Annotated in this window: 22 protein-coding genes and 2 riboswitches; of the genes, 19 read left to right on the plus strand and 3 right to left on the minus strand. The window is 66.1% G+C overall.

Annotation, left to right across the window (positions count from 1 at the left end; all coding sequences use genetic code 11):
* The first annotated feature begins 1 nt into the window (after position 1).
* Positions 2-733, plus strand: coding sequence for a precorrin-2 C(20)-methyltransferase (locus ACFQX9_RS02690; RefSeq protein WP_026233633.1), 732 nt, complete (start codon positions 2-4; stop codon positions 731-733).
* Positions 730-1,464: a precorrin-3B C(17)-methyltransferase gene (gene cobJ / locus ACFQX9_RS02695; protein ID WP_377786439.1), complete on the plus strand. Its 735-nt coding sequence runs from the start codon at positions 730-732 to the stop codon at positions 1,462-1,464. Before ACFQX9_RS02690 ends, cobJ begins: the two co-directional genes overlap by 4 nt.
* Here cobJ and ACFQX9_RS02700 read toward each other — a convergent pair.
* Positions 1,440-2,186 (minus strand): cobalt-precorrin-6A reductase, encoded by a 747-nt coding sequence (locus ACFQX9_RS02700; RefSeq protein WP_377786441.1) that lies wholly within the window; start codon positions 2,184-2,186, stop codon positions 1,440-1,442. The two genes, cobJ and ACFQX9_RS02700, sit on opposite strands and share 25 nt — an antisense overlap.
* Here ACFQX9_RS02700 and cbiE point away from each other — a divergent pair.
* The 8 genes from cbiE to cobT all read left to right on the plus strand — a co-directional run bounded on the left by cbiE (position 2,185) and on the right by cobT (position 9,391).
* A complete protein-coding gene (cbiE, locus tag ACFQX9_RS02705; RefSeq protein ID WP_085362420.1) occupies positions 2,185-3,366 on the plus strand; it encodes a precorrin-6y C5,15-methyltransferase (decarboxylating) subunit CbiE in 1,182 nt (393 codons plus the stop codon). The two genes, ACFQX9_RS02700 and cbiE, sit on opposite strands and share 2 nt — an antisense overlap.
* Entirely contained in the window at positions 3,363-3,731 is a 369-nt protein-coding gene (locus tag ACFQX9_RS02710) for a cobalamin biosynthesis protein (protein ID WP_018458667.1), read from the plus strand. Before cbiE ends, ACFQX9_RS02710 begins: the two co-directional genes overlap by 4 nt.
* Positions 3,728-4,510, plus strand: coding sequence for a precorrin-4 C(11)-methyltransferase (gene cobM, locus ACFQX9_RS02715; RefSeq protein ID WP_085352374.1), 783 nt, complete (start codon positions 3,728-3,730; stop codon positions 4,508-4,510). The genes ACFQX9_RS02710 and cobM overlap by 4 nt, the downstream gene beginning before the upstream one ends.
* Positions 4,510-5,820: a cobyrinate a,c-diamide synthase gene (locus tag ACFQX9_RS02720; protein ID WP_018458669.1), complete on the plus strand. Its 1,311-nt coding sequence runs from the start codon at positions 4,510-4,512 to the stop codon at positions 5,818-5,820. The genes cobM and ACFQX9_RS02720 overlap by 1 nt, the downstream gene beginning before the upstream one ends.
* Positions 5,817-6,548: a uroporphyrinogen-III C-methyltransferase gene (cobA, locus tag ACFQX9_RS02725; RefSeq protein ID WP_018458670.1), complete on the plus strand. Its 732-nt coding sequence runs from the start codon at positions 5,817-5,819 to the stop codon at positions 6,546-6,548. The genes ACFQX9_RS02720 and cobA overlap by 4 nt, the downstream gene beginning before the upstream one ends.
* A 45-nt stretch (positions 6,549-6,593) precedes the next feature.
* Positions 6,594-6,814, plus strand: a riboswitch (cobalamin riboswitch).
* A gap of 36 nt (positions 6,815-6,850) precedes the next feature.
* Entirely contained in the window at positions 6,851-7,528 is a 678-nt protein-coding gene (locus tag ACFQX9_RS02730) for an energy-coupling factor ABC transporter permease (RefSeq protein ID WP_085352375.1), read from the plus strand.
* Between the two features lie 45 nt (positions 7,529-7,573).
* Positions 7,574-8,323, plus strand: coding sequence for a precorrin-6A synthase (deacetylating) (cobF, locus tag ACFQX9_RS02735; RefSeq protein ID WP_377786445.1), 750 nt, complete (start codon positions 7,574-7,576; stop codon positions 8,321-8,323).
* Between the two features lie 15 nt (positions 8,324-8,338).
* A complete protein-coding gene (gene cobT, locus ACFQX9_RS02740; protein WP_247338652.1) occupies positions 8,339-9,391 on the plus strand; it encodes a nicotinate-nucleotide--dimethylbenzimidazole phosphoribosyltransferase in 1,053 nt (350 codons plus the stop codon).
* Here the strand turns inward: cobT and ACFQX9_RS02745 are convergent, their stop codons facing one another.
* Positions 9,392-9,964: a histidine phosphatase family protein gene (locus ACFQX9_RS02745; RefSeq protein WP_162496359.1), complete on the minus strand. Its 573-nt coding sequence runs from the start codon at positions 9,962-9,964 to the stop codon at positions 9,392-9,394.
* 72 nt (positions 9,965-10,036) lie between these two features.
* Positions 10,037-10,239: riboswitch (cobalamin riboswitch) on the plus strand.
* Between the two features lie 116 nt (positions 10,240-10,355).
* Between ACFQX9_RS02745 and ACFQX9_RS02750 the strand changes: the two genes are divergently transcribed.
* The 7 genes from ACFQX9_RS02750 (at position 10,356) to ACFQX9_RS02780 (ending at position 21,261) form a co-directional block, all read left to right on the plus strand.
* On the plus strand, positions 10,356-12,713 hold the full coding sequence (locus tag ACFQX9_RS02750; protein WP_247370780.1) for a TonB-dependent siderophore receptor: 2,358 nt from the start codon (positions 10,356-10,358) through the stop codon (positions 12,711-12,713).
* 11 nt (positions 12,714-12,724) lie between these two features.
* On the plus strand, positions 12,725-14,158 hold the full coding sequence (locus ACFQX9_RS02755; RefSeq protein WP_377786448.1) for a PepSY domain-containing protein: 1,434 nt from the start codon (positions 12,725-12,727) through the stop codon (positions 14,156-14,158).
* 469 nt (positions 14,159-14,627) lie between these two features.
* The gene (locus tag ACFQX9_RS02760; RefSeq protein WP_247370776.1) at positions 14,628-16,634 is read left to right on the plus strand and encodes a hydantoinase/oxoprolinase family protein; all 2,007 of its coding nucleotides are present in this window, start codon (positions 14,628-14,630) and stop codon (positions 16,632-16,634) included.
* Positions 16,631-18,211, plus strand: coding sequence for a hydantoinase B/oxoprolinase family protein (locus ACFQX9_RS02765; protein ID WP_247455103.1), 1,581 nt, complete (start codon positions 16,631-16,633; stop codon positions 18,209-18,211). Before ACFQX9_RS02760 ends, ACFQX9_RS02765 begins: the two co-directional genes overlap by 4 nt.
* 10 nt (positions 18,212-18,221) lie before the next feature.
* A complete protein-coding gene (locus tag ACFQX9_RS02770; protein ID WP_377786450.1) occupies positions 18,222-19,517 on the plus strand; it encodes an aminotransferase class III-fold pyridoxal phosphate-dependent enzyme in 1,296 nt (431 codons plus the stop codon).
* Between the two features lie 137 nt (positions 19,518-19,654).
* Entirely contained in the window at positions 19,655-20,587 is a 933-nt protein-coding gene (locus tag ACFQX9_RS02775) for an N-carbamoyl-D-amino-acid hydrolase (protein WP_247370768.1), read from the plus strand.
* 5 nt (positions 20,588-20,592) lie between these two features.
* Positions 20,593-21,261 carry a flavin reductase family protein gene (locus tag ACFQX9_RS02780; protein ID WP_085385942.1) on the plus strand — a complete coding sequence of 223 codons (669 nt, stop codon included), beginning with the start codon at positions 20,593-20,595 and terminating at the stop codon, positions 21,259-21,261.
* Here the strand turns inward: ACFQX9_RS02780 and ACFQX9_RS02785 are convergent.
* On the minus strand, positions 21,258-21,920 hold the full coding sequence (locus ACFQX9_RS02785; RefSeq protein WP_085385840.1) for an aspartate/glutamate racemase family protein: 663 nt from the start codon (positions 21,918-21,920) through the stop codon (positions 21,258-21,260). The genes ACFQX9_RS02780 and ACFQX9_RS02785 overlap by 4 nt on opposite strands.
* Before the next feature lie 56 nt (positions 21,921-21,976).
* On the opposite strand from ACFQX9_RS02785, the gene hydA reads away from it, so the two are divergent.
* Positions 21,977-23,446 carry a dihydropyrimidinase gene (gene hydA / locus ACFQX9_RS02790; protein WP_377786453.1) on the plus strand — a complete coding sequence of 490 codons (1,470 nt, stop codon included), beginning with the start codon at positions 21,977-21,979 and terminating at the stop codon, positions 23,444-23,446.
* A 16-nt stretch (positions 23,447-23,462) separates the two neighbouring features.
* Positions 23,463-24,437 carry an NAD-dependent epimerase/dehydratase family protein gene (locus tag ACFQX9_RS02795; protein WP_377786455.1) on the plus strand — a complete coding sequence of 325 codons (975 nt, stop codon included), beginning with the start codon at positions 23,463-23,465 and terminating at the stop codon, positions 24,435-24,437.

A 24,437-nucleotide genomic window follows, 5' to 3' on the forward strand; every position in this document is an offset into this window, starting at 1 on the left:
GATGGGACGCATCATCTGCTGCGGTCTCGGCCCCGGTGACCCTGATATGATGAGCGTGCGCGCCGATCGCACGGTGCGCGGCGCGAGGCATGTCGCCTATTTCCGCAAAAAGGGCCGGCCCGGCCAGGCGCGCCGCATCGTCGAGGGCATGCTGGCTGCCGACGTCACCGAATATCCGATGGAATATCCTGTTACGACCGAGATCGCCTTCGACACGCCTGAATATGTCCAGTTGCTTGCCGGCTTCTACGACGAATGGGCGGAGCGACTGGCGCGGCTGGCGCGCGCGGTCGACGTCGTCGTGCTCTGCGAGGGCGATCCTTACTTCTACGGCTCCTTCATGCATCTGCACATGCGCCTGCAGGGCCGCGTCGAGATCGAGGTGATCGCCGGCATTCCCGGCATGGTCGGCTGCTGGAATGGCGTGGGACAGCCGATTGCGCTCGGCGACGACGTGACGACGGTGCTCATGGGCACGCTCGCCGAGGACGAGCTCGAACGCCGCATGCGCGATTCCGATGCGCTCGTGATCATGAAGACTGGGCGCAATCTCGCGAAAGTGCGCCGCGCGCTCGCTGCCGCCGGACGGCTGGACGATGCGTGGCTGGTCGAGCGCGGCACCATGCCGGGCGAGCGCGTGGTGCGGCTTGCGGAGATCGACGCCGCCGACTGCCCCTATTTTGCGATCGTGCTCGTGCACGGCAAGGGCCGGCATCCGGACGCCGCCGAATGACGGGCACGCTGACCATCGCTGGCCTCGGCCCGGGCAGCGCTGCGCTGGTGACGCCCGAGGTCTCCGCCGCGCTTGCCGCCGCGACCGACATTCTGGGCTACGCGCCCTATGTCGCGCGCGTGCCAGCGCGGGCAGGGCTCACTTTGCATCCTTCCGACAATCGCGAAGAGCTGCAGCGCGCGAGCGAGGCGCTGCGGCTCGCGGCCGAAGGCGGCCAAGTCGTCATCGTGTCCTCCGGCGACCCCGGCGTCTTCGCGATGGCGTCCGCCGTGTTCGAGGCGCTCGAACAGGCGCCGCAATGGCAGGAGCTGCCGATCCGCGTGCTGCCCGGCGTCACTGCGATGCTGGCGGCTGCCGCGCGCGCCGGCGCACCGCTCGGCCATGATTTCTGCGCGATCAATCTCTCCGATAATCTCAAGCCGTGGGCGGTGATCGAGAAGCGCCTGCGGCTCGCCGCGGAAGCCGATTTTGCCATCGCGATGTACAATCCGCGCTCGGCGAGCCGGCCGGAAGGATTTGGCCGTGCGCTCGCGGTGCTGAACGAGGCCGGCTGTGGCGACCGTCTTGTGATTTTCGCGCGCGCGATCAGCGCCGCCGACGAAAAGATCGAGACCGTCAGGCTGAACGAAGCCCGGCCCGAGATGGCCGACATGCGCACGCTGGTGATCGTCGGCAACTCGCAGACACGCGGCGTCGGCCGCTGGGTCTATGCGCCGAGGCAGGCCCGATGACCGAGCCACTGCATGATCTCGGCCACGCTCTCGACCCGCAAGCGTTCCGGCAGTTGCGGCCGCGAGATCATGATCACGGGCAGGCCGAGCCTGCGGGCGGCGTCGATCTTGGCGCGCGCGCCGTCGCCGCCGGAATTGCGGGCGACAATCCGGGTGATGCCTCGCGCGCGCAGCATCTCCAGTTCGCCCTCAAGCGTAAACGGCCCACGCGACACGATGACGTCCGCGGCGAAGGGCAGCGGCGCATCGGGCGGATCGACGAATCTCAGCGTGTAGGCGTGCTGCGGCTTGGTCGCGAACGGCGCGATGTGCTGGCGGCCGATGGCGAGGAACACATTTGCCGGCACTTCAGGCAGTGCGGTGACCGCGGCGTCGACATCAGGTATTTCGATCCAGTTGTCGCCGGGCGCTTTGGTCCACGGCGCTCGCTCGAGAGCGATCAGCGGCGTGCCGGTTTCCGCACATGCCGCGACCGCATTGCGGCTCATCTCGGCGGCAAAGGGATGCGTCGCGTCGATTACATGCGTGATGTGTTCCCGACCAATGTAATCGACAAGTCCGCTTGCGCCGCCAAAACCGCCGATCCGCGTCGGCAACGGCTGACCGGCGGGCGCGCGGGTGCGGCCGCCATAGGAATACACGGCATCGACGCCGGCGCGCGCGATCTCCGCCGCGAGCAGGCTCGCGTCGGCCGCTCCGCCCAGAATGAGGGCGCGCGTCATGGCTGATCCCTGGCTGACCATCATCGGTATCGGCGAAGATGGCCTTGCCGGGCTGTCCGAGGCAAGCCGAAAGGCGCTCGATGATGCCGAAACTGTCTTTGGCGGTGAACGGCATCTTGCACTCGCCGGCATAACCGGGCGCGGCCGTCCATGGCCGGTGCCGTTCGATGCAGAAATCGTGTTGAGCTGCCGTGGTCGCCCGACGGCGGTGCTCGCCTCCGGCGATCCGTTCTGGCACGGGGCCGGCGCGAGCCTCGCCGAGAAGCTCCATGGCGACGAATGGATCGCGTATGCGGCTCCCTCGACATTCTCGCTCGTTGCTGCGCGGCTTGGCTGGCGTCTGGAATCCGTTGCCTGTCTCGGTCTCCACGCCGCGCCATTCGAGCGTCTCGTGCCACACCTGGCGCGAGGGGCACGCATCATTTGTCTCGTGCGCGACGCAAAGGCGGCAGGCGATCTCGCGAAATGGCTGACGGCGCGCGGATGGGGTGCCTCGGCATTCTGGACACTCGCTGCGCTTGGCGGGCCGCGCGAAAGGATCAACGCGCATCGCGCCGACAGCTTCGCAGGCGATCTTGCCGGAAATCTGGTCGCGGTAGCCGTTGAGGCGGCGGGCGCGCAGGGCATCCCCCACAGCTCGGGACTATCGGACGAACTCTTCGTCCATGACGGCCAGATCACCAAGCGTCCGGTCCGTGCGCTCGCGCTTTCGGCGCTGGCGCCGCGTCCCGGTGAACGGCTATGGGACATCGGTGCGGGCTCGGGCTCGATCTCGGTCGAGTGGACGCTGTGCGGGGGCACCGCGATCGCCGTCGAGGCGCGCGAGGATCGCGCAGCGAACATTCGCAGCAATGCGACGGCGTTCGGGTTGGCACATCGGATCACAGTCATCGCGGGAAAAGCGGCTGAAGCCCTTGCTACGCTGGACGGGCCTGACGCCGTGTTCATCGGCGGCGGTCTCGACATCGCGATGTTCGACGCCATCTGGCCGCGGCTCTCGCCCGGTACGCGGCTGGTCGCGCATTCAGTAACGTTGGAGACGGAAGCGTTGCTCGGTGAGCTGCACCAGCGCCACGGCGGCGAATTGATGCGGGTCGAGATTGCGCATGCCGCTTCGCTCGGCCGCTACCGGTCCTGGGAGGCCGTGCGGCCCGTGGTGCAATGGAGCGCGGTCCGATGAAGGTCGCCGGGCTCGGATTCAAGCGGGACGTCACGCTGGCCTCGCTGCGTGAGGCGCTTCTGGCGGCCGGTGGTCCCGAAGGCCTCGCAGCAGTGGCGACGGTCAGCGATAAGGCCGACGAGGAGGTGTTGAAGCAGCTCGCGCGCGAATGCGGCTTGCCGATCAAGGCGGTTGCCGCCGAAATGCTTGTTGGCATCGACACGCCGACGCAGTCAAAGCTCGTCGTGGAAAAGTTCGGGACGGGATCGGTTGCCGAGGCGGCGGCGCTCGCAGCGGCCGGACCTCGCGCGCGATTGATTGCGACGCGGGTGGTCTCGCAGGATCGCACCGCGACCGCGGCGATCGCGGAAGGAGACGGCGCATGACGGTGCATTTCATCGGGGCAGGGCCAGGCGCTCCTGACTTGCTGACGTTGCGCGGCCGCGATCTCATCGCCGCCTGTCCGGTCTGCCTCTATGCTGGCTCACTTGTGCCCGAGGGCGTCTTGGCGCATTGCCCGCCCGGGGCGCGGATCGTCAACACCGCGCCGCTGTCGCTCGATGAGATCGTCGCGGAGATCGCCGCCGCCCATGCCGATGGCAAGGACGTTGCGCGGCTGCATTCCGGTGATCTCTCGATCTGGTCGGCGATGGGCGAACAGCTCCGCCGCCTGCGCACGCTCGACATTCCCTACACGGTCACGCCCGGCGTTCCCTCTTTCTCGGCCGCCGCGGCTGCGCTGGAGGCCGAGCTGACGCTGCCCGGCCTTGCCCAGACCGTGGTGCTGACGCGCACGCCGGGCCGCGCCAGCGCGATGCCCGAAGGCGAGAAGCTTGCCGCCTTCGCCGCCACCGGCGCGGTGCTCGCCATCCATCTGTCGATTCATCTGCTCGACAAGGTCGTCGCTGAGCTGACGCCGCATTATGGCGCGGATTGCCCGGTCGCGATCGTCTGGCGTGCGAGCTGGCCCGAGCAGCGCATCATCCGCGCCACGCTCGCAACACTCGACGCTGCTGTCGGGGGCGAGATGGAGCGCACCGCGTTGATCCTGGTCGGCAAGACGCTGGACTCGGCGGATTTTTCCGAGAGCCGTCTCTATGCTGCCGACTATGACCGCCGCTATCGGCCGGTCGGCGCCGAGCCGCGCTTTCCGGAGGTGTCGTGATGGCGGCAGGGCTCGTTATCTCCGCGCCGGCCTCCGGCGTCGGCAAGACCACACTGACGCTGGCGCTTGCCCGCGCCTGGCGCAACAGCGGATTGCGGGTGCAGTGCTTCAAGAGCGGCCCCGATTACATCGATCCCGCGTTTCATGCCGCCGCGACGGGACGCGCCTCGGTCAATGTCGACAGTTGGGCGATGGATCGCGGGACAATCTCGCATCTCGTCAGTCGCGGCATTGACGCCGATGTCGTGCTGGCCGAAGGCTCGATGGGTCTGTTCGACGGCGTCGCCGCGCGTGGCGTCTGCGGCACCGGGGCGACCGCCGACATCGCGGAGATGCTGGACTGGCCGGTGCTGCTGGTGATCGATCCCTCAGGACAGGCACAAACGGCGGCCGCGATCGCGGCGGGCCTTCGCGACTACCGCCCCGGTGTGCGCCTTGCAGGCGTCGTGCTCAATCGCGTTGCCAGCCCGCGCCACGAAGCCCTCGTGCGGCGCGCGCTGCTGGATGCCGGCATCGCCGTATTCGGCGCGCTGCCGCGCCATGCCGAGATCAGCCTGCCGAAGCGGCATCTCGGACTGGTGCAGGCCGAGGAGCAGGCGGAAATCGGCAAGCTGATCGACGAAGCTGCGCGCTTCGTCGCCGAGCATGTCGATCTCGACGCGGTGCTGCGTTCGGCGGCCACCTGGTCGCCGCAACCTGCCGCAAGCGGCGTCAACGTGACGCCGCCCGGCCAGCGCATTGCGCTTGCCCGTGATGCCGCGTTCTCCTTCGTCTATCCGCACATGCTGGAAGCGTGGCGCGCGGCGGGTGCGGAGATCTCGACATTCTCGCCGCTCGCCGATGAAGCCCCTGATCCGGTCGCCGATGTGTGCTGGCTGCCTGGCGGCTATCCCGAGCTGCAGGCCGGCAGGATCGCTGCCAATGCGCGCTTCCGCAGCGGATTGCGCGCCTTCGCCGAGACGCGCCCGGTGCACGGCGAATGCGGGGGCTATATGGTGCTGGGCACCGCTTTGACCGACGCCGATGGCATCAGCCACGAGATGACGGGCCTGCTCGGCCTGGAGACGAGCTTTGCCAAGCGCCGCATGCATCTGGGCTATCGTCTGGCCGAGCTCGCCGCGCCGATGCCGGGTCATCAGGCGGGTGCACGCCTGCGTGGCCATGAATTCCACTATTCGACCATAGTCGCGCAGCCCGACACGGCGCTGGCGGTCGTGCACGACGCGACAGGTGCGGTCATTGCCGAGACCGGCTCGCGGCGGGGACAAGCCACCGGCACGTTCTTCCATCTGATCGCGGAGGACCGGTGAGCGGTTTTGTCTCCTTTGTCTCCGCCGGGCCCGGCGATCCCGAGCTGCTCACGCTCAAGGGTGCAGCGCGGCTGCGCGAGGCCGACGTTGTGCTCTATGACGATCTTGCTTCAGGCGCGATCCTCGATCTGGCCCGGCCCGGCGCCAATCTCGTCGCGGTGGGAAAGCGGGCAGGGCGGGCCTCGACCAAGCAGCACCATGTCAACCGCCTGCTGGTCGACTATGCCGTGACAGGCGCGCGCGTGGTGCGATTGAAGTCGGGCGATGCCGGCATCTTTGGCCGGCTTGAGGAGGAGCTCGAGACGCTGCGCGAAGCGGGCATCGGCTACGAGATCATTCCCGGCGTCACCTCGGCCTGTGTCGCCGCCGCGCAAGCCGGCATTCCGCTGACCCGGCGTCACACCTCGCGCCGCGTGCAGTTCGTGACCGGGGCGGACGTCACCGGCGAGCTGCCGCCAGATCTCAATTGGGCGGCGCTGGCCGATCCGGAGGCGACAACCGTGGTCTATATGGGCCGGCGGACGTTTCCGGCGTTGGTCGTCAAATTGATCGAGCACGGGCTCGCCCCAACCACGCCGGCGTTGTTTGCCGAATCGCTCGGCCGTCCCGATGAGCGGCTGGTCCGCACCACCATTTCGGAACTTGCCGAGCAGCTTGCGCGGGGCGGAGCGGCCTCCACGGCGGCCGTCATCCTGTTCGGCGCGCTGGCGGGGAATTATCCGTCATGACCGCCTCGTCCGCCCGTCGCCCCTTGACGCCCGGCCGGCGAAAGAGGCACACAGGAGACGCATGGTGCTCGACGCGGCGCAAAGCGCCGGAGCATAATCGGGAATGGGGATGGGCGGACCCAGTTGCGGCGCCCAAAACCCCAGCCGCCCCCGCGACTGTAAGCGGTGAGGGACTTCGATCAGCCACTGGGCCGCGAGGCCCGGGAAGGCCGGAGACTCCCAGTGAACCGCGAGCCAGGAGACCGGCCGTGCATGTTTTGAGGCCAAGGCCGTCGGGTGTGACGGCAAGAAGGATCTGAGCCATGCATATCGAACCCGGACTAGTCTCGGACGCCAAGCTCGTATTGAGTTACGCAACCGGCATCGCTGTCGGCGGTGTTGCCCTGAAGCTCGCGGCTGAGACCGTGCGCGAGCAGGGCATCACGTCGTTCGCGGCGCGGACGCTCGCCACCACGGGACTTGTGTTTATCTTCTTCGAGATCCTGCCGCACTTCCCGGTCGGCGTCTCCGAAGTGCACTTCATCCTCGGCTCGACCTTGTTCCTGCTGTTTGGCGCGGCGCCTGCGGCCTTCGGCCTCGCGTTTGGCCTGCTGTTCCAGGGCATCTTCTTCGAGCCGCCCGACCTGCCGCAATATGGCATGAACGTCACCACGCTATTGGTGCCGCTGTTCGGAATCCAGGCGATCGCCACGCGGATCATTTCGAGCAACACGGCCTATGTCGATCTGAAGTACCGCCAGGCGCTGGCGCTTTCGACGACCTATCAGGCGGGCGTCATCGCCTGGGTGGCGTTCTGGGCGATTTATGGCTCCGGCTTCGGCGCGACCAACCTCGCCAACATCGCGACCTTCGCGGCGTCCTATGCGCTGGTCATCGTGATCGAGCCGCTCGCCGATCTCGGCGTGCTCGCGCTGGCGAAGTCGTTGCGCGGCGTCACCGCGCCCGGCCTCGTCACGCCGCGTTTGCACAACGCGGCCTAGAGACAAGCGAACGGGCGGCCATGATGGCCGCCCTTCGCAGCCACGATGCTCACGCTCTCTCTGATAGGCATCGGTTGCGGCGATCCCGAGCAGCTGACGCGCGCCGCGATTACTGCCATCAACGCGGCCGATCTCGTCCTGATCCCGCGCAAGGGGACTACAAAATCCGATCTCGCCGATCTCAGGCGGACGATCTGCGCGGATGCGCTCACCAGCGACAGGACGCGTATTGCCGAGTTCGATCTGCCCGTGCGGGACGCCGCTGAAGCGGACTATCGCAAGGGCGTGGACGATTGGCATGATGCCGTGGCCGCCGTCTGGTCGCAGACGATCGGGGATCATCTCGAAGGCGAAGGCAAGGTCGCGCTGTTGATCTGGGGCGATCCCTCGCTTTACGATTCCTCGCTGCGTATCGCGCGGCGGCTCGATCCCTTGCCGACAATCGAAGTCGTGCCCGGCATCACCTCGATCCAGGCGCTGTGTGCGGCGCATGCGTTGCCGCTCAACGACATCGGCGAGCCCTTTCTAGTTTCGACCGGACGCCGCTTGCGCGATGGCGGTTGGCCGGCAGGTGTCGATACCGTGGTGGTGATGCTCGACGGCGGCACGGCGTTCCAGTCGCTTGATCCGGCGGGCCTGCACATCTGGTGGGGGGCCTATCTCGGCATGCCCGATCAGATCGTCATGTCCGGCGCGCTGGCCGAGATCGGCCCGCGCATCGTCGCCGTGCGGCAAGAGGCGCGCGAACGGCACGGCTGGATCATGGACAGTTACATCCTCAAGCGCAGGCTGTGAGGCAAGCGAGGCAGCATGCTCCCCGAATGGGTCACCCAACAATGCCCCGACATCTCCGCAGTCCACCGCGAGGCGGCGGTGGCGCGGCAGGCGCAACTGACGAAACCGACCGGCGCGCTCGGCCGGCTCGAGCAGCTCGCGATCGAGCTTGCGGGCCTGCAAGCAACCGAGCAGCCGCGCGCGGCGCGGGTGCCGATCATCATCTTCGCCGGCGATCACGGCATCGTCGCGCAGGGCGTCTCGGCCTATCCGCAGGAAGTGACGATCGCGATGCTGGCGAACTTCGCCTCCGGCGGTGCCGCAATCTCGGTGCTGGCGCGTGAGCTGGGCTCCAGCCTGGAGGTCGTCGACGCCGGCACGCTGGCGCAGGAGGAGATGGCTGGAATCGTGACCGACAAGCCGCGCAGCGGTACGCGCGATTTCAGCGTCGAAGCTGCGCTCACCCCCACGGAGCTGGCATTTGCGTTCGAAGCCGGCCGACGTGCGGTGACGCGCGCACAGGCCGGGCAGCCCGATCTTCTGATCTTCGGCGAGATGGGCATCGGCAACACCACGACATCGGCGGCGATCGCGGCCGGCTTGCTCGGCGTGAGCGCCGCGGAGATCGCGGGCAGCGGTACCGGCATCGACGCGGCCGGCCGTGTGCACAAGGCGCGGGTGATCGACGCTGCAATCGCACGCCATGACGTTGCGGGCGCTGCGCCCGAAAAGATCCTGTGCGCCGTCGGCGGTCTCGAGATCGCCGCCATCTGCGGTGCCGTTATCGCGGCTGCACAGCACCGCATCCCCGTGTTGATCGACGGCTTCATCGTGTCGGTCGCGGCGCTGGCGGCGGTGCGGCTCAACCCTTCGTGCCAGCTGTTCCTGCTGGCCTCGCACCAGTCGGCGGAGCAGGGGCATCGGCTGGTGCTGCGCGCGCTGAACGTGCAGCCGCTGATCAGCCTGGATCTCAGGCTCGGCGAAGGATCGGGCGCGGCCATCGCGCTGCCGCTGGTGCGGTCGGCCTGCGCGCTCCACAACGGCATGGCGACCTTTGCGCAGGCCAATGTGCCTGATCGTCCGGCCTGATCAAATCGTCCGCTGATTGACGGAGACGACGCGCCAGCCGGTCGCGAGCCGGTCAATCCTGGTCAGCGACAGCGGATCGATCATGAAGCGCAGGGCCGCTTGTGGCGTCAGGTCGAGCGCGATGCACAGCGCCGCCCGGATCGTGCCGGAATGCACGACGAGCGTTGCGGCCCCGGTGCCGATCTTCGACAAACCCAGGCGGACCCGCGCGACCTGTTCCTCAAAGCTTTCGCCGCCGGGCGGCCGTCCGCGCGCCGGATCGCTCCAGAACCGTGCATAGGCCTCGCCACCGGTCGCGGCGAGTTCGTCATGCCGACGGCCGGTCCAGTCGCCAAAGTCTTGCTCGCTGAATTCGTCCAGCTGCAGCGGCTCGAGTCCCAGCGCGCGGGCCGTTTCGACGGTGCGCCGCGACGGGCTCGCATAGCTCGCGGCGTCCCGCGGCAAGCGCTGGCGCAGCGCCTCCAACTGCGCGCGAGCACCGAGATCGGCCGGCGCGTCGGCTGCATGGATGATCCCCGAAACGCCATCGACGGGCGCGTGCCGTATCAGCCAGAGGAAGGTCTCGCCTTCCATGCTTTTCTCCAAGGAAACTGGTCGTTGTGGCAATAGCGCCGCAACTGGCACATTGACTCTGTCTGGATCGTAATCCTAGATGCTCGCGACGGTTTCCCCGAGAGGGGATGAAAAGGGAATGCGGTGCGGGGACGTTGTCCCCAATGCCGTGGCTGCCCCCGCAACTGTAAGCGGCGAATCTTGCGTCACGAGCCACTGGGTATCTCGGTCCCGGGAAGGCGATGCAAGGTACTGACCCGCAAGCCAGGAGACCTGCCGTCAGCCGTGGTCACACGCGAAGATGTCGGTCGGGGAGTACAGACATTCGGCTTCACCGGAAGGCTGACAAGCCGGACGATGGGACCCTGGTTCGCGGTGACGTGCCACTGACGTCACTCCGAGGTCCAAGACCGTGTATTCCCTTCGTATTGTACGACCACGCCGTTTCCTACTGGCATCCGCCGCTCTCACATCTTTCGTCGCCATCGACATGCCAGCGGCCTTGGCGCAGCAGGCCCGCGAGCCACTGCCGCCCGTCGAGGTGTCGGCGCCACAATCCCGCAGGCAGGCCAAGCCGGCCGGACGGGACGCGCAGCGCTCACGCCGCGCAGCAGCGCGCCGGCCGGAGACTGCATCCGCAGTGCCCAAGCCCGTCGCGCCGACCACGGCGGCACAGACGCCGCTCAACACCAATGCCGTCGCCGAAAGCGCTTCGCGCCTCGGCCTGACCGTGCGAGAAACGCCCGCGACCGTGGAGGTGATCTCGGCCGCAACCATGCGCGAGCAGGGCTACCGCACCGTGTCCGACGTTGCGCAGGGAGCGGTGGGCGTCACAGCCGGCGACAATCCGGCCGAGCCTTCGGCTTTCTCCATGCACGGCTTCACCAACAGCCAGATCAACACGCTCTATAACGGCATCAAGATCGGTCCGCAGAACATGACCTCGCGGATCATGGACACGGCCAATCTGGAGGCAGTCGAATTCCTGAAGGGTCCGGCGTCGCTGATGTCGGGCGAGGGCGCCGCCGGCGGCGCGATCAACTTCGTCACCAAGCAGCCGCACACCGGTCCGATCCGGAACGAGGCAGATTTCTCCTGGGACTCGCTGAACTCGTTCCGGGCGCATTACGGCTCGGGCGGCAGCACCAATGTGCAGGGGCTGGACTACCGCTTCGACGTCAGCCGTTCCTCGCTCAACGGCTTTGCCGACGACACCAACACCAAGACGCTCGATGTCTCCGGCCAGCTCAACTACCGCATCTCCGACAGCCTCAAGGTCTGGGGCGCGATCGAGTATCGGGAAGATCGCTCGAAAGCCTATTGGGGTGCGCCGCTGGTGCCGATTGCCTTCAGCGGCTCGCATGCGACGACGGGGATCGTTTCCGGCAATTACGTCTCGAACTACAACAAAACCGATCTCGGTGCCGTCACGATCGACGACCGCACCTTCAATACTAACTACAACGTCCTCGACAACAGGAACGTGGCGAAGGAGGTGTGGCTGCGCGGCGGTTTCGAGCTGAATCTGGCGCCCGACCTGACGCTGAAAAGTCAAGCCTATGCTTACGGAGCTGAGCGCACATGGTTCAACAATGAGATCGAGGCGTTCAATTCCGGGACCAACATGGTCGATCGTGAGCGCTTCTATGTCGCGCACAGCCAACGCTTGGTCGGCAACGTCACCGATTTGATCTGGGATGCGAATATCGCCGGCTTTGACAACCGTTTGGTCACGACGCTTTCCTCAAGCTACCTTGATTTCGTGAGGCCGGGCGCCGCAAATTTCCCCGGCGATTCCGTTCCGCTGGTCGATCCGCCTCGCGGCTATTACGGCCTGCTCACCATTCAGCAGCAGACCGCGCGCATCGACAATGAGGCGCTGTCGTTCGAGGACCGGTTGAAGTTGACACGGACCTTTGCGCTGGTCGGCGGCCTGCGCGTCGAGCATATCGGGCTCGACCGCAATTCGACCGACAAGTTCGGTCTGGAGAAGGCGAACTTCCCGTTCTCGCAATCCTGGGTCCCGACCACGGGGCGTATCGGCTACACCTGGGAAGCCGTACCGGGCCTGACCTTTTTCAGCCAATACGCCACCGGCGCAGACATCTCGGCCAACAACATCTTCCTGCTCAATCCGACCGATCCGCTGAACCTGACCACCGCGCGCACCTACGAGACCGGCGTCAAGCACCTGTTCTGGGACAACCGGGCGGAGTGGTCGTTCTCGGCCTACGACATCCTGCGCAAGAACGTCTATGCCGCGGCCGGCGGCATGCAGCTCAACCTTGCCGGACGGCAGGAATCGAAGGGCGTCGAGCTTGCCGCGTCCGTGCGTCCGATCGGTCCCCTGCGTCTCTGGGGCAACATCGCCTATGTCGATGCGCGCTACGCCGACTTTAATTTTGTCGGCGGCTCGTTCTCCGGCAACACGCCGCCGAACGTGCCGCGCGTCGTGGCGAATGCCGGAGCGTCGTATCGGTTCTTCACGCCGTGGCCCGTGGAAGTCGGCGTCACCGGCCGTCACGTCGGCGACCGCTACAACACCGATGCGAATGTCGTGACGATGAAGGCCTACACTGTCGCGGACGTCTATGCCTTCGTCGACATCCCGAAGACGGTGTTCAACGCGGTCGACCAGGCTCGCCTGACTTTCCGGGTGCGCAACATCGCCGACAAGCGCTATGCGATCTGGGGCGATCCGTTCTATCCCGACCAGATCCTCTTGGGTGCACCGCGCACCTATGAACTCTCGGCCGCATTCAAATGGTAGGATGCTGATCGATGATGCGCGCGATCGTCCTGCTGCATCGATGGCTCGGGATCGCGTTCTGCCTGGTGTTCGCGATGTGGTTCGCGACGGGAATCGTGATGCACTTCGTTCCGTTTCCGTCTCTGACGGAAGCGGAACGCTTCGCCGGGCTTGGGCCGCTGGCGAGTGCTGGGACGAGGATTGCAGTCGCCGATGCCGTTGCCGCGAGCGGCATCGCGGATGCGACGCGCGTTCGCCTGATCCAGCGCAGCGACGGCCCGGTCTATGTCGTCTCGGGGCCATCGCGCGCAGGCGCAATCCGCGCCTCCGATGGGGGCGACGCGTCGGTCGCGTCTTCCGACGTCGCATTGGCCATCGCGCGAGATCACGCCCGCAGCCGCGGGCTGGATGCCGGACCAACCGAGATCGTTGCGCGCTCGGACTACGACCAATGGAGCGTGCCGAACGGCTTTGACCGCCATCGGCCCTTGTTTCGGGTTGCCCTCGGTGATGCCGACGGGAGGGAAGTCTATGTCTCCTCGCTCACCGGCGAGATCGTCCTGGATACGACGCGCAACGAGCGGACCTGGAATCTGGTCGGGAGTGTGCTGCACTGGATCTATCCAACGGTCCTGCGAAGCAACTGGTCGCTGTGGGATCGCGTGGTCTGGACCTTGTCGCTGCTGGCCCTGATCGCGGCTTTGCTTGGCTCTGTGCTCGGGCTTGCGCGGATCAAACCTCGCAGCGGTCTGATCGGCTCGCCCTATCGCGGCTGGCATGCGCTGCATCATCTCATCGGCCTCGTTGCGATGGTGTTCGTGCTGAGCTGGATTTTCAGCGGCTGGCTCTCCATGGATCACGGGCGGCTGTTCTCGCGCGGGCAATGGGCCTCCGCTGAATCCAGCGTGATGAACGCTTCACCGAACTGGACGGCGGCCCCATCGCTCGATCGGCAGCCTGTATCGCCATCGACCCGTGAAATCGAATGGTTTGCCTTCAACGGCACTCTCTATCGGCGGGATCGAACGGCCCTTGCCGGTCAGACCTTGATCAAGGCAGGGGACGCGCCCCGCGATGGACCGACGAGATCTCTGGATGTGCACGAGGTCCAGGGGTTGACCGCGCGCCTGGCGGCCGGCTGCGGCGGTCCGTCTGTACTTGCCGAGGACGACAACTATCCCGCGCGGTCCACTGTCCCGGGCGCCCCGGTCTACCGCTCGTATTGCGGTGACCTCTGGTTCGACATCGACGGCGCCGACGGCAATTTGCTGCAAAGGCTGGATCCATCGCGGCGGGCCTATCGCTGGTTCTACGGCGCGCTGCACACGCTGGATTTTCCGGTTCTCGTCGCGCACCCGTTGCTGCGCGACGGCTTGGTCGTCGGGCTCTGCTCCCTTGGCTTTCTGTTCTCCATCACGGGCATCATCATCGGCTGGCGCCGCCTGCGTCCGTCCTTCGCGGCCTGAGAGCCGGAGCGGGCAAAACCACCGCTTACTGATCGTACAATAAAGAGAGGCTGAGCCGACTGCCATGCATAGCTCATAAGCAATCGCATGGTCCGTAGGGCCGGTCGATCGCCTGCAAATTAGACAGTGCGTGCGGGGCGCGTGGATTGCGCTGCAGCGGATGTGGTGTTTCGTCCGGGAAAATTCGTGGTGCGCCGCACTTATGTCGCGTCGAACGATCCACACCGACGTGCTCTCCATGCGGGCAGGGCTGCACTAAAATGTGCCTCGCCGCGCCGCGCCGGTCGCGGGCTGGTCCAGTGCATTGCGACAACTCTGGCCCTATCCCGAGGCCATCGCTCTGTCGCACGCTCGCAAGCGGTGGCATGACAGGGGATGATGATGAGCGCTCTCGGTTTGCGATTGAACCTCGCGAAGGACGGGAACCACCCGGCGTCCGGTTCGAATGTCGTCCGCAGCTGACCCACACATGAGCACTGACGAAAATCACTGGGAAGTTGGCACCGATATCGGCGGCACCTTCACCGACATCATCGCGATCCGACACTCCCCCGCGGAGGCACGGATCGCGAAGGTGCCGTCGCGACCTCAAGCTCCGGTTCAGGCGATGCTGGAGGCGATCGAGGCGGTCGGCCTGCGCAAGAGCGAGGTCAAGCGCTTCGTCCACGGCACCACGCGCGTGACCAACGCCATCGTCGAAGGACGGCTGCCGAAAGTGGCACTGGTGGCGACCGAAGGCTTTGCCGACGTGCTGGAGATCGCGCGCTATCGTCGCCGCGATCTCTATCGTCTCGACGTCCCGCCAAAATCGCTGCCGCTGGTGCCGCCGGAACGATGCTTCGGGCTTGCTGAGCGCCTCGATCACGAGGGCCGGGTGCTGAAGGCGCTGGATGACGCGGAGATCGAGCGTCTGGTGGCCTGGCTGAAGGGGACCGGCGTGCAGAGTGTCGCGGTCGCGCTGCTGCATGCCTATGCCAATCCGGTGCACGAGAAGATGCTCGGCGAGCGGCTCAAGGGCGTCGTTGCCCACGTCTCGCTGTCGCACGAGGTCAATCCCGAGGCGCGCGAATACGAGCGGACTTCGGCGACCGTGTTCAACGCCGCGGCGATGCCGATTGCGGTGGAATATCTCAGCGAACTGGAGCTGCGGCTGCCGATCGGTCCCGGCCTGCAGGTGTTTCATTCGGCCGGCGCCATGGTGCCGATCTCGGCCGTGAAGCGGCGGCCGCTGGTGATGGCGATGTCGGGCCCCGCGGCCGGCGTCTCCGCATCGGTCAGCATCGCGCGCCAGCTCGGCACGTCCCGGATGCTGACGTTCGATATGGGCGGCACCACGACCGACGTGTGCCTGATCGTCGACGGTCAGGCCGAGATGACCGACGGCCGCATGCTCGGCGACAAGCCGCTGCGCCAGCCGATGCTCGCGGTGCACTCGATCGGGGCGGGCGGCGGCTCGATCGTGCGCAACGGCTCCGGTGGCCTGACGGTCGGACCGGAAAGCGCCGGCTCCGAGCCTGGACCGGCCTGCTACGGCCGCGGCGGTACCGAGCCGACCATCACCGATGCCAACGCCGTGCTCGGCTATCTCAATCCCGAAACCAAACTCGGCGACCGGATCGGAATCGATATCAAGGCAGCGACTGATGTCATCGCACCGATCGCGGGCACTCTGGGGCTGAGCCTGACCGACACCGCGCTCGGCATCATCAAGGTCGCGAACGCGACAATGGCGCGCGCCCTCCGCCGCGTCACCGTCGAGCGCGGCATCGACGGGCGCGACTGCACGCTGCTCGCCTTTGGCGGTGGCGGCCCGATGCACGCCGCGGGCCTAGCCGATCTCTACGGGATTGCCGAGGTCGTCATTCCCAGTGCATCGAGCGCGTTCTCGGCGCTGGGCTGTCTCACCGCCGATTTCAGCTTCCTCCAGCAGCAAACCCTGCGCGCGGCGCTTGACGACATCGACCTCGCCCGTGTGTCGGAGCGGATCGGGGTGCTGATCGACGATGCCTCGGCGCCGCTGATCGCCAACGGGGTTGCCGCGACCGAGATTCAGATTGAGCTGGTGGCCTTGATGCGCTACGCGGCGCAGAACGACGCCATTCCGGTGCCGTTCGTGCGACCGCTCGACATTATCAGGCTGAAGAAGGATTTTCTGGCCCGGCACCACGAGCTGTTCGGCTATGCGACGAGCGAGAGCTGCGTCATCGAATCCGTGCGGGTGCAGGCACGCCGTCCGTCGACGACCGTCGTGAGCCGGCCGGCCGTCGCGGCCAGGGTATCCGCCGGCAATCGCATTTGCTCGTTCGACGGCTTTCATGACATCGCCACAAGCATCATCGATCGCGCCTCGCTGACCGAGATCGTCAGCGGCCCGGCCATCATTGAAGACGCATGGTCGACCGTGGTGGTCCCGCCCGGTTGGCAGGCGCGGCCCGATGTTTCAGGCAATCTGTTCCTGACGCGGGGGGCCGCATGAAGCTCGATCCGTTCGTCGTCGAGGTCATCAGGCACGGGCTGTCGGCCGCGGCAGAGGAGATGAGCCTGGTGATGACGCGCTCGGCGCGCTCGCCGCTGCTGCGTGAAGCCGGCGACCTGTCGTCGGCGATCACGGACGGCCGCGGCGACCTGGTCGGGCAGGGCCGCGACATCCCGATCCATCTCGGCGCGATGGCCTATACGGTCCTCGAATTGCTGAAAGTGGTGCCGCGCGACAGCCTGAAGGACGGCGACGCTCTGATCTACAATGTCGGCCCGCTCGGCGGCAATCATCTCAATGACGTCAAGGTCGTGCGCCCGGTCTTCATCGACGGCGAGATCGTGGCGTTCGCGGTCAGCCTCGCACACTGGCCCGATATCGGCGGCACCTGGCCGGGCAGCTATTTTGCGAAAGCCATCGACACCTTCCAGGAGGCGATGCGCATTCCGCCGGTTCTGATCGCCACGGCAAGCGGCGTCAATACGCCGATCGTGCAGCTGCTCAAGGCCAATGTTCGAGATCCGGAATCCTGCGAGGGCGATCTTCTCGCCCAGATCGCCGCAACGAAAGCCGGTGAGAAGCGCATCGTCGAGCTATGCCGCGAGCACGGCAAGGCGGTCTTCACGGCGGCGCAGTCGCGCCTGCACGATCTCTCCGAAATCGAGATGCGCGAGGCGCTCCGCGAGCTGCCTGATGGCGTCTACGAGGGCGAGGATTATTTGGACGACGGTGGCGTCAACGACGCCCCGGCGCGCATTCATGTCAAGATCACCATTGCCGGAGACGAAGCGACCTTCGACCTCTCGGGAAGCTGCGGCCGCGTCTCGAATTTCTGCAACACGACACCGTTCATGGCGCGCTCGGCGGTGGCCTATGCCGCGCGCATCATGAGCGGGCGCGACATGAACCAGAACGCGGGCGCGCTGCGGCCGCTGACCATCATCACGCGCCCGGGCTCTATTCTCGAGCCGGGGTGGAATGCCTCGGTTGCGGCCGGCAATCACGAGACCTCGATGCGCATCGTCGATGCGATCTTCCGCGCTATGCAGGACACCATTCCCGAACGTCTGTCGGCTGGTGGGGCGACCACGGCAGGCGTCCTCTTCTTCGCCGAGCCGCGGCAAAACGGTTCGTGGAAGATGCTCTACGAGGTCCACGGTGGTGGCGAGGGTGCGCGGCATGATCGGGACGGCATCTCCGCGACGCGGGTGCATCTGTCCAACACTTCGAACACGCCAATCGAGGTGATCGAGGCGAATTACGCGATCCAAGTCGAGCAGCAGGCCATTCGTCGGAATTCCGGCGGCACGGGAGTCCATCGCGGCGGGGACGGCGTCATCCGTACCTATCGCATCCTGGCGCCGTCGATGCATCTGACCACCTGCATCGAGCGCATGGTGGTCGCGCCGTTCGGCATGCAAGGCGGCGAACCCGGCAAGGCCTGCCGCATCTCGCTGATCAGGCAGGGCGCGAACGTCGCGATCGACGGCAAGTCGAACCTGGTGCTGCAGCAAGGCGATCTCGTCACGATCGAGACCTGTGGTGGCGGTGGCTACGGCGCCGAGGCCGCGGAATGAAGGGATTGCGATGAGCAAATTGTTGCGAACCGGGCTGAATGCCGGCGACAGCGCGCCCATGGCCGTGGTCGGCGGCGAGGGCATCTATTTTCATCTGTCGGATGGTCGCAAGCTCATCGACGGCAGCAACACCGGCGGCGGTCTCGGACATCGTCATCCCGCGATGGTGGAGGCGATCCGCCGCGCCGCGGATACGCCCGTCGTGAACGAGGGCTGGACCTGGGTCGGCCGCGAGCAGGCGGCTGACGACTTGATGGCCACCGCGTTCAAGGGCGAAGACGATTGGGTTGGCGCGGTGCGCTTCTGCATCAGCGGCAGCGAGGCCAATGACATGGCGCTGTCGCTCTGTCAGGCCCTGACGCAGCGGTCTGCGCTGGCGACGCGCGAACGCGCCTATCACGGCATTACGGGCCTCTCGCGCAGCATGACCGTGCAGCCGCAATGGCATGGCGGCCTCGCGGTGCATTCAGGCGGTTCGCGGCTGCCCGCGCCGATGGCGCCGGTGCGGATATTGCCGCCACCGCACGGCGCGATCTACGGCGCGCCGGCCAACAATGTTCCGCCCAGCGAATATCTGGCCGATGCCACGCGCCTGCTTTCGGATACGGCAGCGACGATCATCGACTACACGCAAGGCGGCATCTACTACGATGGCGCCTATCAGGACGAGGTGGCGCGGTGCGCGCGGCAGGCCGGCTCCTACTGGATCGCCGACGAAGTGGTGACTGGTGCGGGCCGTGCCGGGCGCTGGTTCGCGTTCCAGGGAGCCGAAAGTCGTCCCGATATCGTGACGCTCGGAAAATCGCTCGGCGGTGGCGCGGCGGCGGTTGCCGCGGTCGTGGTGTCGAAAGGTATCGTCGAACGGCTCAAGGGCACCAGCTGGCAGAATTACGGCACGTTGCGCGGGCATCCCATCAGCATGGCTGCCGTCAGCGCCTATCTGAAGGTCGTGAACGATGACAAGATTTTGGAGCACGTCAGGGGCCTCGAAAAGCTGTTCACCCGCCGCCTGCTCGCCATCGCGCAGAAGCATCCAAGCGTGCAGCGCGTGGCGGGGCAGGGGCTGCACTGGACCGTGGAGTTGCACGGGCCGGACTGGCGCTCCTGGCACGCCGACACCGCCGAGGTGCCGATTGCCTCGCGCGTCGCGGAGCGGGCGCTGGAGGCCGGCGCCGTGATCGGGACCAGCGGCGAGCAGACTTCGCTGTTCCTCGCGCCGCCACTCGTGATTTCCGAGCATGAGGCCGGGCAGCTTCTGGACGCGCTGGACCACGGTCTCGATGTTGCGGATGAGGAGCAGACATGAGGATGGACCGTGCAGCGCACACGATGCCGATGTGCAGGCGCCGGCTGGCAAGTCCGGGCGATGCTGCGTTATGCTGCGCGCGCCAGCACGTACTTGAAACTGTAGCTTAGCTCAAAGACATCACCAGGAAATCGCTGATGCGTATCGTCAATGTTGCCGCCGCCCAGATGGGCCCGATCCAGAAAGCGGACAGCCGCGAGGCCGTGGTCAAGCGCATGATTGCGCTGATGGATGAGGCCAAGAGCAAGGGCGCCGACCTGATCGTCTATCCGGAATTGGCGCTCACGACCTTCTTTCCGCGTTGGTACGTGGAGGACCGGGCCGAGTTCGACAATTGGTTCGAGCGCGAGATGCCCAATGCGGCGACCCGGCCGTTGTTCGAGCGCGCGGCACAGCACGAGATGGCGATGAATTTCGGATATGCGGAGCTGACGCCCGACGGGCATCATTTCAACACTGCGATCCTGACCGACAGATCCGGCAAGATCGTCGGCAAATATCGCAAGATCCATTTGCCGGGCCATGTGGAATACGACACCAAGCGCTCGCACCAGCATCTGGAGAAGCGCTATTTCGAGCCGGGCGATCTCGGCTTTAATGTCTGGCGCGAGCTGGGCGGCATCATCGGCATGGCCATCTGCAACGACCGGCGCTGGCCCGAGACCTATCGCGTGATGGGCCTGCAGGGCGTCGAGATGGTGCTGATCGGCTACAACACGCCGTCGGTGAATGCGGAGAGGAGCGATGAAGGCGTCGAGAAACGGTTGTTCCATAACCGCCTCTCGGCGCAGGCCGGCGCCTATCAGAACGCGACCTGGGTTGTCGCGGTGGCCAAGGCCGGTAACGAGGACGGACACCCGCTGTTCGGCGGCAGCCTGATCGTCGATCCCAATGGCGAAATCGTCGCCGAAGCGAAGACGGAGGAGGACGAGCTGCTGGTCCACCCTTGCGATCTCGATGCCACCACATTCGGCAAGACCACGATCTTCAATTTCGCGCAGCACCGCCGCATCGAGCATTACGGCCTGATCACCAGCCAGACCGGCGCGGTGCCACCGCCGGAGAAGTGATGTCGATGGCGGACAAGGGCACATCAGGTATTCCCTTGCGCGAGCTCGATCCGCGCGACCGCTACAAGCTGCTTTGCGGCGTGGTGGTGCCACGGCCGATTGCGCTGGTGACGACGCTCGATGCCAACGGGGCGGTCAACGCCGCGCCCTTCAGCTTCTTCAACGTGTTCTCGGAGAGCCCGGCGCTGATCGTACTCGGGCTTCAGCACAAGCCGGATCACAGCCCGAAGGACACCACCCGCAACATCCATCGCGACGGCGAGTTCGTCGTTCACATGGTGGACGAGGCGCTGTCGGTGGCGATGAACGACTGCGCGGTTGATTTTCCGTCCGGCGACAGCGAGGTCGCCGCGGCCGGGCTGGCGACGCTTCCCTCAATCGAAGTGAAGGTGCCGCGCCTCGCCGCGGCCCCCTTTGCGCTCGAATGCCGGCGCCATGTCGCGTTGACCTTCTCGCCCGATCGCGAGCTGCTGGTCGGCGAGGTGCTCCGGGTTCACGCCCGCGAGGGCCTCGTCGATGAGGCCAACATGTATGTCGACCTCGACGCCTATCGGCCGATCGGCCGCATGTTCGGCAATCTCTACACGACGCAGCGGGACACGTTCGCGCTAGTCCGCGAGAGCCACGCGCAATGGCTCGCGCGGCAGGACGCCAAAGTGCTGAAGGACGCCTAGTGATTCGAGAACTGCACTGTACCCAGCGCCATGGTGACGGCCGCCTGTGTCGGGTCGATCACGGCAATGCCGAGCGCGTCTTCCAGCGGGCGGCGGTGCCGTGCCATGCCAGCGCAGCCCATCACGATGGCGCGGGCGCCGTCCTCGTCGCGCAGCGCGCGGCCGATTTCGATCATTTTGGCCAGCGTGCCTTCGCCCGAGGCGGTTTCGGCAACGCTCATGTTGAGCGGCCGCTCGCCGGCAAGACGTTCGGTCAGTCCCATCTGCCTGAGATAGCGCATGTGACGCGGGATCGAGCGCTGGGCGATCGCGATGACGCCAAAGGTCTCGGCGCGGGCCATCGCGGTCAGCACGCCGCACTCGGCAATGCCGAACACGGGGCGGTCGGTGCCTTCGCGACAGACCTGAAGCCCGGGATCGCTGTAGCAGGCGATGACAAAGGCCGCCGAGCTGTTGTCGCCCTCGACCAGCCGGCGCAGCGGCATGGCGACGCCATCGACATCGGCCTGGCTTTCGATGCCGAAGGGACCCTCGGCCAGCGTCTGGCAGACCAGTTCCGGCCCGCCCTCGAAACCGAGCGGCTTCAGCGCGTCCTCCAGCCCTCGCGTGACCGCAGGGTTGGAATTTGGATTGATGACGAGAATGCGCGGTCGGGACATGCTGGTCTTCCTGCAAAATTTCGATCACTTGGCTTGAGCCTATCATGGAGTGCCTCATGACTGAACCCGCTTACGACCTGATCATTCGCGGTGGGCGCGTCGCGACGACGACCGATGTCTTTGAAGCCGATGTGGCCATCTCCGGCGAGACCATCGCCGCTATCGGGCGTGGGCTTTCGCCTGCGAAGCGCGAGATCGACGCGCGCGGGAAACTCGTTCTACCCGGCGGCGTCGACAGCCACGCCCATATCGAGCAATTGTCCGCTGCCGGCATCATGAACGCCGACACCTTCGAGAGCGCGACCGTCTCGGCCGCCTTCGGTGGCACGACCACGGTGATCCCGTTTGCCGCCCAGCATGTCGGCATGAAGCTGCCGCAGGTGGTGGAGGATTATCACGCCCTCGCCAAGAAAGGCGCCGTGATCGACTACGCCTTTCACATGATCATTGCGGATGCGACCAAGGAAACGGTCGAGGAGCACATTCCGGCGCTGGTGAAGCAGGGCCACGCCTCGATCAAGATTTTCATGACCTACGACCGGCTCAAGGTCGACGACGAGCCGCTGCTGGACATCCTTCTTGCCGCGCGCCAGTCCGGCGCGATGTTGTGCGCCCATGCCGAAAACCACGGCATCATCGCCTGGATGGTGAAGCGCCTGCTCGCGCGCGGCTACACCATGCCGAAATACCACGCCGTCAGCCACGCCCGCGTGTCGGAGGCGGAAGCCTTTACCCGGCTGATCGGCATGGCGGCGCTGATCGACCAGCCCATCATGATCTTCCACGTCTCCACCGCCGAAGGCGCCAAGGTGATCCGCGATTCGCGCGGGCAGGGGTTGAAGGTGTTTGCCGAGACCTGTCCGCAATACCTGTTCTTCACCGCAGCCGATCTCGACAAGCCCGAGGTGGAAGGAGCCAAGTGGATGTGCAGCCCGCCGCCGCGGACGCATTCAGACCAGGAGGCGCTGTGGCAGGCGCTGTCGCTCGGCGATCTCCAGACCATCTCGTCGGATCACGCGCCGTATCGCTATGACGAGACCGGCAAGCTGCGCGCCGGCCCCAATCCGAACTTCAAGCAGGTCGCGAATGGCCTGCCGGGATTGGAGCTGCGCCTGCCGCTGCTGTTCGACGCGATGGTGTCGAACGGGCGGCTGGGCCTGGAAAAGTTCGTCGAACTGACGTCGACGGCGCCGGCCAAGATTTACAATCTGCATCCGCGCAAGGGCTCGATCGCGGTCGGCGCCGATGCCGATATTGCAATCTGGGATCCTAATCGCGAGGTCGAGATCGCCGATGAGATGATGCACGACCTTGCCGGCTACACGCCGTTTGCAGGCCGCAAGCTGAAGGGCTGGCCGGTGTCGGTGCTGTCGCGTGGCCGAGTGATCATCGATGGCAACAAGTGCCTCGCGAGCGCAGGCAGCGGCCAGTTCCTGGCACGCAGCGGCGGCGAGGCGGCCAAGCCCACCGGTCGGCTCGTGGCCGACATGGATCCGGAGCGGAATTTCGGAGCGAAGCTACTGTGACGGCGGATCGCGCGCGATGAAGATCGTCATCTTCGGCGGCACGGGGTTTGTCGGCCTCAATGTTGCGGAGGCGCTGCTCGCGCGCGGGCATGACGTCACGCTGTATGACCGTGCAGAGTTGCCGCCATCCGCGCGGCGATCTCTTGCCGACTACGGCGCACGGCTCCTAGCCGTACAGGGCGATATCATCGACGCAGAGGCCATCGATGCCCTCATCGCCGAAGGCGTTGACGCGATCGTGCTTGGAGCTGCGATCACCGCCGGTGACGAATTGGAGAGAGCATCGACCGCGCGCGTTCTCGAGATCAACGTGATGGCGCAGATCCCGATTCTGCTCTCCGCGATCCGTCATGGCGTGCGCCGGGTCGTCAATCTCTCTTCGGCATCGGCCTACGGCGCCACCGGTGCGCGGGTCGAGATTCTGGACGAGGACACGCCCTGCGATCCGGTCTCGTTCTACGCCATCAGCAAGTTCGCCTCGGAGCGTTCGGTCGCGCGTCACGCCGAGCTCTTCGGCGGTGATTTCCTGAGCGTGCGGTTGAGCGCCCTGTTCGGACCGTGGGAGCGACCGAGCTCCGTACGCGACACGCCGAGCCTCCAGTTCCAGATCTTGGCCGCCTTCGCCCGCGGCGAGCCGGCGATCATGCCCGAAGCGGGCATGAGGGACTGGATCTACGCGCCGGATGCGGCCGAGGCCGTCGCACTGCTGATTGAAGCCGAGCGGCCGCGCCACCGGCTCTACAACGTCTCCCGCGGAGGGCTTTGGCCTGCGTTGCAATGGGGCGAGGCCTATGCAGCGTTGCACCCCGGCCTGCAATGCCGGCTCGCGGCGCCCGGCGAGAAAATCGTCATCAAGCTGCATGGGGCCTATCGCGCGCCGCTGTCGGTGAACCGGATGGCGGATGAATTCGGCTGGCGCGCGCGGTTCGGCTGCGCCGAGTCGGCGGCCGCGATGAGCGCCTGGTTGACGCAGCATAAGGAGTGGATCTGA

Origin of the sequence: Bradyrhizobium sp. GCM10028915 (assembly GCF_042666195.1) — a bacterium.
Taxonomy (GTDB): Bacteria; Pseudomonadota; Alphaproteobacteria; order Rhizobiales; family Xanthobacteraceae; genus Bradyrhizobium; species Bradyrhizobium canariense_D.